Here is a 10868-nt window from a genome sequence, read left to right on the forward strand (position 1 = left end):
TATAGCGGGAATTATCTACACGCACACGCTTATTGTTAGAAGTTTATCTCCATCATAAACCTGCACGTTTCGAAAAGAGATTTCGAGCTCCATATATCGCAAGGTCCGGCGGGGAACGGGGAGACTCCTGTTGGATAAACATGATCGGTAAGACCCCGGAAAGCTTTAGCTTGAGGAGGCTCAGCACATGGGATGTTCGACTAAGATCGCCACGCCACGTCCTGTGGCAACGTCGAACGACCCTGCGTCGTGCAGGGCCGGAAAGCGAGTCGTCCCCCGCAGGACCTGACTCTCTCACAAGATATGTAGAAACTGAGTCTTAAACAAACGGGAGCTTATCTTTAAGAATTAACTTGGAGATTTAATAGAGCTATCAAAAAAACTCACTCTATCGATAGTGCTATGTTTATCCAATGACTCATTGGGAACAGGTAAACACATGCATTAAAATATGGAAAGCAGGTGTCTTATGTTTACGATTCTTTCAAGTCGAGATCCATCTACCATCGTCATAGACATTAGTGAGAAACTAACCGGCCATGACGCGAAAATGCTTGATGATTACATACAAGGCTTTTTTGATGACGATCAAAGTTTTAACGTATTAGCCTTTGTCCCTGAACTTAATGGCTCCACACTTGAAGGCTTCTGGGAAGGTACAAAGGTTAATGTAAAACGCTGGAAACAGTTTTCAAAATTCGCGGTAGTTACAGAGAGAGCACTAATAGAGCTAGGTACACAGGCAGCAGGTTATTTACCAGGGTTACAGGCCCAGGTTTATAAACCGAACCAGTTGGAAGAAGCGTGGAACTGGTTAAAGGAAGATTGAGAAAGTGAACTTGCAGATTCGACATGGGGAGGTTATATTTTGTCTATTATATTAAGGCGAATTTACGATGAAAACAAAACGTTAGGCGGCCACCGAGTACTGACTGATCGTATCTGGCCAAGAGGAATTTCTAAAGAAGATGCGGAAGTTGATGAATGGCTTAAGAATATTGCCCCCAGCCCGGATCTTAGAAAATGGTTTAACCACGATCCTGCTAAATTTGATACTTTTAAAGAAGCTTATCGTAAAGAAATTGAGAATAACTCTGAAGCACAATCCAAAATTAAAGAATTGAAAGCAATTGCAAAGGATAAACGTCTTATCCTTCTATTTGGAGCTAAAGATCTACAAAATAATCACGCTGTCGTCCTAAAGGAAATCATAGAGGATGAATAACGCTCAGTCGCGGACTGAGCGTTATTCATCCCTTATTAATTTGTACGTACCGATTCCTTTTGCCAGCATCGTCCCTTCCCCATCATATAACTCTCCTTCTGCCGTCACAATCCGGTATCCTTGCTGCAAAATCCTCCCCTTTGCCGTTACGCTGCCGCCTGCCGAAGGTGCCAAATAGTTAATATTTAAATTCATGGTTGTACACCGCGTTTTAGTTGTGGAGCGAATGGCCATTCCAATAATCAAGTCAAGCATGGTAGCATGAACACCTCCATGGAGAGTGCCATTCACATTAAATAACTTTTCTTGAATGGGAAGATTCAGTAGAACATTTCCCTCTTCGAAATGAATGATCTCAAAGCCAATATGGGAAAAAAACGGACTGGCTTCAAAACTTTCACGTACTTCATCAATCGTCTTTGTCATGCCTTTCCCTCCCTATTGACCGGCCCGTTACTTTAAAAGTCCCGGTCGCTTTGGCTGTCAGGTTTCCATCACGATCCAGTACACTCCCTTCTCCTGCAATCAGTTTTTCATTCCTCCAGATGATCGTTCCGACTGCGGTAAATGGTCCACAATTCGTGAAGTCAAAATAATTGGTATTTAAATTTACTGTTGTGGTCGGCTGCTGGACTAAATCTGCTATGGTTGAACCAATCACAATATCGAGCATGCTTGAGAATATACCAGGAGGGATAGTGCCTTCGGCCGATAGAATTTCCGGCTGCACTTGAAGGGTGAGAAGAATTTCACCTTCTCGTCCCTTATGTTTAGTACAGCCTATGTGTTCAAAAAAAGAAGATTGACCTCTCACTCTCAAATCCCCTCCCTATATTTTTTCAACCATTAGGGCCATTCCCTGACCGCCGCCGGCGCATAAGGTAGCAATTCCTCTTTGTGAATCACTTCTTTTTAACGCATGTAAAAGTGTGGTCAAAATTCTTGCCCCACTTGCTCCAACAGGGTGCCCAAGAGCAATTGCCCCACCGTGAATATTTACTCGTTCTTGATCCAGACCGAGCTCACGAATAACCGCCAGGGATTGAGAAGCAAAGGCTTCGTTCAACTCTACAAGTCCAACGTCTTTTATCTTCGTAGACGTCTTTTCAAGTAGTTTCTTAACAGCAGGTATGGGTCCGATCCCCATCACTTCAGGGGAAACGCCTGATACAGCCCAATCTGTAATCCGGACCATCGGCGTCAGCCCAAATGACCTTGCTTTGGACTCCCTCATGAGCACCAGGGCTGCTGCCCCGTCATTCCGACCGCACGCATTCCCCGCCGTTACCGTCCCATCTTCTTTGAAAGCGGGCCGTAACCTCGCGAGCTTATCTAACGTCGTTTGAGGCCTCGGATACTCATCACGATCTACGATGAAAGATTCTTTACGCTCCCTTACTTCAACCGGTACGATTTCATCTTCGAACACTGCTTCCTCCATTGCCCTTGATGCCCGTCTTTGGCTTTCAAGAGCAAAAGCATCCTGATCTTCCCTTGAAATCGAATAGCGTTCGGCAACGTTTTCAGCCGTTATCCCCATTCCAAGATCATCTCCATAGATTTCCTTGGGCTGCTGCCCAGCTTCCTTATTCGAATCGATTAAAACAGGCTGATCACCTCCAAATCTCGAATTTCTTAGATAGATAGGAGATTGACTCATACTTTCAGTGCCCCCAGCCACAATGACCTCCGCTTGATCAAAAGCAATTTGCTGAACACCGGAGGCTACAGCCTGCAGGCCAGATGCGCAAAGCCGGTTGATCGTATAAGCGGGAGAAGCTTCAGGAATTCCCGCCCGTAAAGCTGCGACTCTGGCAACATTAGAAGACTGAGTGGTCTGCCTTACCTCTCCCAAAATCGTTTCGTCCACCTGCTGTGGGGAAAGACCTGCTCTTGAAACTGCTTCTTTTATGGCGATGGAAGCTAAATCAGCCGAGGATAAATCTTTAAATGAGCCTCCATATTTTCCTATCGGTGTTCGGACAGCACTTACAATGACAACCGGTTCCTTCATCAATAACACCCTCTCCCGTTCACAAGCTGTATTCCTTTTTCAACTGGCTGGAAATAATGTTCTTCTGAATTTCAGACGTTCCTTCATAAATTCTCGTAATTCGTGCATCGCGAAAGAAGCGCTCAATTGGATAATCGGATATGTAACCAATGCCGCCGTGAACCTGAACAGCTTTATCAGCTACCCGGTTGTACACTTCTGATCCATATAATTTGAGCATCGCCGCTTCTTTAATTACTTTCTGACCTTGATCCACCATCCATGCAATCCGATACGTAAAGGAGCGAAGCGCTTCGATTTCTACGGCCATCTCTGACACCATATGGGCCACAGCCTGATGTTCAATGATCGGTACTCCAAATTGTTCTCGTTCCTGTGTAAACTGCATCGATAAGTCCAGTAGTTTCTGGCAGGAGCCTAAGTTTCTGGCGGCGAGTCCTGCCCTTCCGTTCGCAAGGATTTTCAGAGCATTTACATACCCCTCTCCCTCTTGTCCCAGCACATTCTCGATTGGAACTTCACAATCTTCTAAGATAATTTCAGCTGAATGAGAACCATGCAGCCCCATTTTAGGTTCAATAGCTCCGACCTGGAAGCCAGGAAAATCTTTTTCCACAATAAACGAGGTAATTCCTTTCGCCCCTTTGCTTGCATCCGTTACAGCCATTACCGTGAAGATATCGGCTTCTGTGGCATTGGTAATATAGTGCTTCGTTCCGTTAAGGATGTACTTGTCTCCACGTTTAACCGCGGTCGTCTTTAAATTGGTCGCATTCGAACCAGCACTTGGTTCGGTGAGGGCAAAAGCTCCGATCGAATCTCCGCGTGCGAGCTTAGGCAGGTATTTCTGTTTTTGAGCTTCGTTCCCCATTTCCACAATACCGACCGTACCTATTCCCGTATGACCGCCAACCAGCGTGGTGTAACCATTATGAGTGGCCCCAATTTCTTCATACAACGCACACTTCCCTACCATTCCTATCCCAAGACCGCCGTATTTTTCTGGAATACTTAGACCAAACAACCCCATTTCTTTAGACATCTCTATGATATGGTCAGGAATTCTATTCTCTCTCTCAATCTCCATGGCTACCGCTTCTACCTCATTTTGTATAAAATCGCGCACGCTGTTCTTCAACATCTGAATATCTTCATCAAAATTAAAATCCAACAGTACCACTCCCGGAATTATAAATTTGTAAGGACTTCATCTTTCTAAAAAATTAATATGGACTTGCATGCGGGGTGATCCCCCCGTTGGACTTACTTTTTTCTTCCTCTATCAGTTTTCGCTTTAATAACTTTCCCACTGTATTCCTGGGAAGCTCATCGCGAATCTCGTATTGCCTGGGCACTTTATACCGGGTGAAACGAGTCGAACAGTACTCTTTTAAATCATTAATTTCGACCTTGCAATCTTCTTTCAAAACCACATAGGCTTTTACAATTTCTCCCTTATCCCTATCTGGAACTCCTACTACCGCTGCATCTTTTACAGCTGGATGTTCATATAAAACACTTTCAATTTCCTGCGGATAAATATTAAATCCGCCATTAATAATCATTTCTTTTTTCCGTCCCACTATATAAAAGTAGCCATCTTCATCACACATGGCCAGGTCTCCCGTGTATAACCAGCCGTTTCTTAACGTGTTCTTTGTTTCTTTTGCATGCCTCCAGTAACCTTTCATAATCTGTGGGCCTTTAATGATGAGTTCTCCTACGCTATTGACTGGCAGGATCTCATCATGATCGTCTATAATCCGGCAATCCGTACCCGGCAGAGGAAGGCCAATGCTTCCTATCTTTCGTACACCGCCCGCAGGATTTCGATGAGTAGAAGGAGATGCTTCTGAAAGACCAAAGCCCTCACCAATTACGGCACCCGTCAAACTTTCAAAACGTTTAATAATCTCTACTGGAAGGGGAGCGGAACCGCTTGAACAAAATTTTAGAGAATCGAGACCATAGGATTCTATATTTGGATAATGAACGAAAGCACTGTACATCCTGGGAACCCCTGGGAAAAAGGTCGGCTGATACTTTTTGATTTTTTCTGCTACATCAGCCACCTTGAACTCTGGTATTAACAGAATCGTGGCGCCAAGATAGATACCGAGATTCATGGCACTAGTCATTGCATACACGTGATAAAGCGGAGTAGCAGCCAGTACGGTTTCCTTTCCCTTTACCATCAGTTTTCCGTACATGGCATGACTCTGAATAACGTTAGCCATTAAATTGGAATGAGTGAGCATAGCTCCTTTAATTTTACCGGTTGTTCCACCTGTATATTGAATTACAGCTACATCTTCTTTAGCCGTAATAGGAATATCCTTTTTCAGTGGATACGCTTTATTTATAAGGCTTTCCAACGATTCAGGAAGATCCCGTTCTGCCTTTGAGAAAAAGACAAGAGAAATGTCACTCCCTTCCTTTACCTGTTCAATGAGTAATCGATTGCTCTCTTCAGCTACCAGATAGTTCATCCCGGAGTCTTCGATGATATGAAACAATTCTCTTGCTGTATAACGCGGATTAATTTGAACCACGATGAGCCCGAGCCTTTGAGCAGCATAATATGCCTTGATATAGTCCGGATGATTAGAAATCATCAGACCGATTCGTTCGCCCTTTTTTAATCCTAGTTCATTCCACGCGCCAGCCAGCTGGTCTACATTCTCTTTCAATTCCTGATAAGTTATCCTGCTGTCTTCATACAGGATTGCTGTTCTCTCACTGAATTCATTTGCCGATTCTTTAAGCAGTGTATAGAGAGACTTTTGCGGCTCTATTATTTCTGTATTCATTTCAGGAGAATATGATTGATACCATGGGCGTTTTTTTAAATCCGTCACACGCAGTCTCCTTTCTTTACACTTCTTCCTTCACCTCATCATACGGCCAAGCCGGAAGCGAACGTGATAAAGTCTTATCTGACCGATAGCCAAGTACATACTCTGCCTGCATGACCGTATGAATTTCACGCGTTCCTTCATAAATGACAGGAGCTTTCGAGTTCCTTAAAAATCGCTCTACCGGGTATTCATGTGAATAGCCATAAGCTCCATGGATTTGAACAGCATCATTTGCTGCTTCATTCGCATAATCACAGGCCTGCCATTTCGCAAGTGATGTTTCCCGTGTGTTCCGTCTGCCCTGGTTTTTTAATTCCCCCGCTCGGAAAACAAGGAGACGGGACATTTGATAGCCCGCTTCCATTTTAGCGAGCATCTGCTGGACCAGCTGATGCTTGCCGATTTCTTTACCAAACGTTTTTCTTTCGTGGCAATACTTCACACTTTCCTCAAGGCACGCAAGTATCTGACCGCATGCGCCAGCGGCAACCGTAAAGCGCCCATTGTCGAGAGCGGCCATAGCAATCTTAAACCCTTCTCCTTCTTCTCCAAGGAGATTTTCCTTCGGTACCTTTACATGATCTAAAAATAATTCTCCCGTGTTCCCTGCCCGAATCCCAAGCTTGCCTTTGATAGCCTGGGAGGAGAATCCCTCCATAGTCCGTTCTACGATGAAAGCTGATATGCCTTTATGCTTCTGACTTTTGTCTGTATAAGCAAAAACGAGGAAATGATCTGCATGATCGCATAAGGAAATCCAGGTTTTCTGCCCATTTAAAATGTAATAATCTCCTTCTTGTATGGCGGTAGTTTGCAAGGAGGCGACATCGGATCCTGCATTGGGCTCCGTTAATCCAAACGCCCCTACTTTTTCTCCTTTTGCCTGCGGAATAAGATATTTCTGCTTCTGGGCTTCATTGCCCCATTGGAGCAGTGTCATACTATTCAGACCTGTATGAACGGAAACAGCTGTACGGAAGGCTGTATCACCACGCTCTAATTCTTCGCAGACAATCGCGAGTGTATTGTAATCCATTCCACTGCCCCCGTACTGCTCAGGAATACACACTCCCATCAAATCGAGGTCTGCGAGACGGTTCATAATTGAGGATTCAAAGTGACCCTTTTCATCCCATTCCTGAATGTAGGGATTGATTTCCTGATCGACGAATTTACGAACCACTTTTCTAACCATTTCCTGCTCTTCCGTTAATTCAAAATTCATCATTCAAATCTCCTCCTTAAATTATTCTTATCAACGTCTAACTCAACAGGAACCTTGTCGTTTTTTACACTTAAAGACCTTTTCTAAAATAGCAAAACGCTTATCACAGATATTCATTCAAATGTCGTACACACTATGAAAAATTAAAGTGTCAATTCTTAAAGATAAGCTCCCGTTTTTTGAAGACTTGATTTCGAGATATTTTTTGAGCGGAAGGTCCTCCAGGGGACGATTTCGCTTTCCGGCCCTGCACGACGCAGGGTCGTTCGACGTTGCCACAGGACGTGGCGATCTTAGTCGAACATCCCTTGTGCTGAGCCTCCTCAGTCTAAAGCCTTCCGGGGTCTCACCGATCATGTTTATCCCACAGGAGTCTACATCGTCCCCCTCCGGAAATTGCGATACAGAGAGCTCGAAATCATGTATGAAACGCTCTAAATTATGGTGGGGATAAACCTATAACAGTGAGCGTGTTCGTTGGATAATCCTTGCTTTATAAGCATTAAAGGTAAATTCAGGATGATGAGTTTGCCTTTAGAAGGGTCCGTTCACTCTTCTATCATAGGGTGGCGGAGGAAACGACGAGACTCCCGCGGGAGAAGGAGCTAGGCGAGACCCCACAAGGAGTGTTAACGACTGAGGAGGCTTGCCAGTTCCCCCGCAGGAAAGCGAGTTGTTTCCGTAGTCAGCCCCTCTCTTTATGAGCAACGGACCCAAGTTATCTCGAAACGAGTCTTCCGCAATCCGGCCCTTTAGCGTAATAACCCGCTAATGAACCACAACGCTTACTACAACCTTCCTTTCCAGGGATGTCTATGTATAAAAAAGCCAGTTATATGGTGTAGTCTCTTCATACAACTGGCTTAATCAGACTTACTCGTTCACGTTAATCGTGACTATTTCACCGTTCTCGACTGCTGCAATACGCAATCCTGTCGTAAATCCTCCATCCTCTTCAATTCTCTTAATCGTGTACACTTCTTTCTCTTCAGGAACCGCATCCAGTCCCTCTTGCATATGAGAACGGATGGCCGCTGGATCATCGACCGTCCCCGCAGCTTTCATAGATTCCATAAAAGCATACATCGCTACGTAATGGTATCCAGCTTCAGATCCCGGTTCTTCCCCATATTTCTCTTTATATTTTTCAATAAATTCAGCGGTTCCTGGATATTCTGAATTTACAAGCGGTGTCACACCGACCGCACCATTCAGCATCTCAAGAGAACCCGTTACGGTTTTCATTTCATTCAGCTTGGCCTGATCCATGACGATAAATCCGCCTTCAAAACCTAATTCTCTTGCCTGTTTGGCTACTTTAGCCGTTGGCTCGGATGGCCCTCCAATAAACAGAACATCCGGATCCCCTTTTAAGGCATTAGTAACTAATGTAAAGAAGTCTGTATCCTTCGAGAAATCGATGGAAGAATTATAGACCACTTCTCCGCCTTGCTCTTTCCAATATGGCAGCAGTGCTTCTGTCCAGTCTTTTCCGTACTGGGAGGACGTCGGAAGAGCTGCAATTTTCTTACCGAAGTTGTCCATGGCATAATTAGTGAATGGTTCGATGTAGCCATCATAGCTCGGTGGAATTCGAACCGTCAGCTCGTTGCCTTCAGCTGTAACTGCCGGTTCACTCGTATAAGCTCCAATGAGGAAGTTTTCCTTTTCATTGAATACTTGCATCGCCTTTACGCCTCCACTGTGAGGAGTGAAAATAATCGGAGTATTATTTTCCTGAAGCAGACGTTTGGCATTAGCGGCAGTCTCATTCGGGAGATATTTATCATCCAGTGACACGAGATTATATTTATACGCTTGTCCATCAATCTCAAACCCACCATTATTATTGATTTCTTCGACAGCCATTTTCAGACCGTTCAACGTACGTTCTCCATAATAGGCTGCCGGTCCGCTTAAAGGTCCCGTATAACCGATGCTGACCAGTTTTTCCCCCTCTTCTGCTTTCGTTTCTTCCGTTTGACTTTCTCCGCCCCCATCACCAGACGCTGAATTGGACGGGTTATCAATACATCCTCCTAAAATAAACAGAAACGAAAGCATCACCAGAAAAGCAGATAATCTGAAAACCTTCATTAGATCTCCTCCTTAAGGATAGGTGTTTTCTATTTGACCGAACGCTGATCCAACGTCTTCCACTCACTTATCATCAGGCTCCAATATAAGCCCTGCGAACCGTATCATTTGCTAACAACTCTTCCGATGATCCCTGCACCACCATGGATCCACTTTCAAAGACATAGCCCCGGTCCGCAATTTTTAATGCAGCAAAGGCATTCTGTTCGGCCAGTAAAACTGTCGTACCATCCTTATTGATTTTCTGAATGACCTCAAACATCTGCTCTACAATGAGAGGAGCAAGTCCAATGGATGGTTCATCAAGAAGCATCATTTTCGGCCGGGACATTAACGCCCTGCCGATTGCGAGCATCTGCTGCTGACCTCCACTCAAGGAACCTGCAGCGTTCTCTTTTTTCTCTCGCAGAATCGGGAAAAGTTCATACACTTCGGAAATAGATTCTTTCACTTGCTTTCGCTTTCTCCTGTGAACATAAGCGCCCATAATTAAATTCTGATGAACGGACATTTGTGGAAATAGCTTGCGGTCTTCCGCACATTGCACGATTCCAGCTTGTACAATCTTATCTGGTGATAAGCCTGTGATGGATTGCCCTTCAAAAAGAATTTCCCCGGCGCTCGGTTTTTGAAGTCCGCTGATGGCGTTAAAAGTTGTACTTTTCCCCGCTCCATTTGAGCCAAGTAAAACGACCAGTTCTCCCTTTTCCACCTCAATATCAATATCTTTCACCGCCGCAAAGCTGCCATATTTTACCGACACATTGGATAACTCAAGCACTCGCGTCACCACCTAGATATGCTTCAATAACGGACTGATTGTTCATGATTTCCTCAGAAGTTCCCTCCGCAATTTTCTCCCCATAATTTAAGACCATGATCTTGTCGGCAAGCTTCATAATCATTTTCATCTTGTGTTCAATTAAGCATACGGTAATGCCCCGTTTGACCATCTTTTCCATCAATGCGGCAAGTCCTTCTGTTTCTCCTGGATTGATCCCTGCAGTCGGTTCATCCAGAAAAACTACTTCCGGATCCGTAGCCAGCGCAAGTGCGAAAGCTACCCTCTTCTTCTCTTCCTGGGAGATATTCACGGCAAGCTCATCCCTTACATGCGTCAATTCAACGAAATCCAGAACCTCCATCGCTTTGTCGCGGCATTTCTTCTCTTCTTGTTTATACCGTTTGGTTCTGAGTACTGCATCGAGCAGGTTAGACCTTGTCCGCAGCCGGTGTCCAACGATCACATTGTCAAGAACCGTGGACTGTTCGAAAAGGTTTGTGGTCTGGAACGTACGGGCTACCCCGAGAGACGCGATCTTATTCGGAGGCAGCTTCGTTATATCCTTCCCCTTATAAAAAACCTGCCCTGAACTTGGTGTGTGCGACCCGCTTACCAGGTTAAAGAATGTGGATTTCCCGGCTCCATTCGGACCGATAATGGCGTTA

General features: G+C 44.8%; 11 protein-coding genes. 2 read left to right on the plus strand and 9 right to left on the minus strand.

The window, feature by feature from the left end; genetic code table 11:
* Window positions 1–469 precede the first annotated feature (469 nt).
* Complete coding sequence (locus WAM07_RS06005; protein WP_422165597.1) at window positions 470–829, plus strand: STAS/SEC14 domain-containing protein; 360 nt, start codon at window positions 470–472, stop codon at window positions 827–829.
* Window positions 830–868: 39 nt separating this feature from the next.
* Window positions 869–1225: a DUF488 domain-containing protein gene (locus WAM07_RS06010; protein ID WP_422165599.1), complete on the plus strand. Its 357-nt coding sequence runs from the start codon at window positions 869–871 to the stop codon at window positions 1223–1225.
* Between the two features lie 21 nt (window positions 1226–1246).
* On the opposite strand, the gene WAM07_RS06015 is transcribed toward WAM07_RS06010, so the two are convergent.
* From WAM07_RS06015 to WAM07_RS06055, 9 genes are all read right to left on the minus strand, one after another.
* Complete coding sequence (locus tag WAM07_RS06015; RefSeq protein ID WP_422165600.1) at window positions 1247–1651, minus strand: PaaI family thioesterase; 405 nt, start codon at window positions 1649–1651, stop codon at window positions 1247–1249.
* Window positions 1635–2039, minus strand: a complete 405-nt coding sequence (locus WAM07_RS06020) for a PaaI family thioesterase (protein WP_422165602.1) — start codon at window positions 2037–2039, stop codon at window positions 1635–1637. The genes WAM07_RS06015 and WAM07_RS06020 overlap by 17 nt, the downstream gene beginning before the upstream one ends.
* 15 nt (window positions 2040–2054) lie before the next feature.
* Window positions 2055–3239, minus strand: a complete 1185-nt coding sequence (locus WAM07_RS06025; RefSeq protein WP_422165614.1) for a thiolase family protein — start codon at window positions 3237–3239, stop codon at window positions 2055–2057.
* Between the two features lie 19 nt (window positions 3240–3258).
* Window positions 3259–4410, minus strand: coding sequence for an acyl-CoA dehydrogenase family protein (locus WAM07_RS06030; protein ID WP_422165604.1), 1152 nt, complete (start codon window positions 4408–4410; stop codon window positions 3259–3261).
* Window positions 4411–4462: 52 nt separating this feature from the next.
* Window positions 4463–6097: a long-chain-fatty-acid--CoA ligase gene (locus WAM07_RS06035; RefSeq protein ID WP_422165606.1), complete on the minus strand. Its 1635-nt coding sequence runs from the start codon at window positions 6095–6097 to the stop codon at window positions 4463–4465.
* A 16-nt stretch (window positions 6098–6113) separates the two neighbouring features.
* Entirely contained in the window at window positions 6114–7322 is a 1209-nt protein-coding gene (locus tag WAM07_RS06040; RefSeq protein ID WP_422165616.1) for an acyl-CoA dehydrogenase family protein, read from the minus strand.
* Window positions 7323–8195: 873 nt separating this feature from the next.
* Window positions 8196–9419, minus strand: a complete 1224-nt coding sequence (locus WAM07_RS06045) for an ABC transporter substrate-binding protein (RefSeq protein WP_422165608.1) — start codon at window positions 9417–9419, stop codon at window positions 8196–8198.
* Between the two features lie 73 nt (window positions 9420–9492).
* The gene (locus tag WAM07_RS06050; RefSeq protein WP_422165610.1) at window positions 9493–10200 is read right to left on the minus strand and encodes an ABC transporter ATP-binding protein; all 708 of its coding nucleotides are present in this window, start codon (window positions 10198–10200) and stop codon (window positions 9493–9495) included.
* Window positions 10193–10868 (minus strand): ABC transporter ATP-binding protein (locus tag WAM07_RS06055; protein WP_422165612.1); only part of this gene is annotated, 676 nt, incomplete at its 5' end. The genes WAM07_RS06050 and WAM07_RS06055, both read right to left, overlap by 8 nt.

The organism is Halobacillus sp., assembly GCF_049282395.1.
In the GTDB taxonomy this organism is placed as follows: Bacteria; Bacillota; Bacilli; order Bacillales; family Halobacillaceae; genus Halobacillus.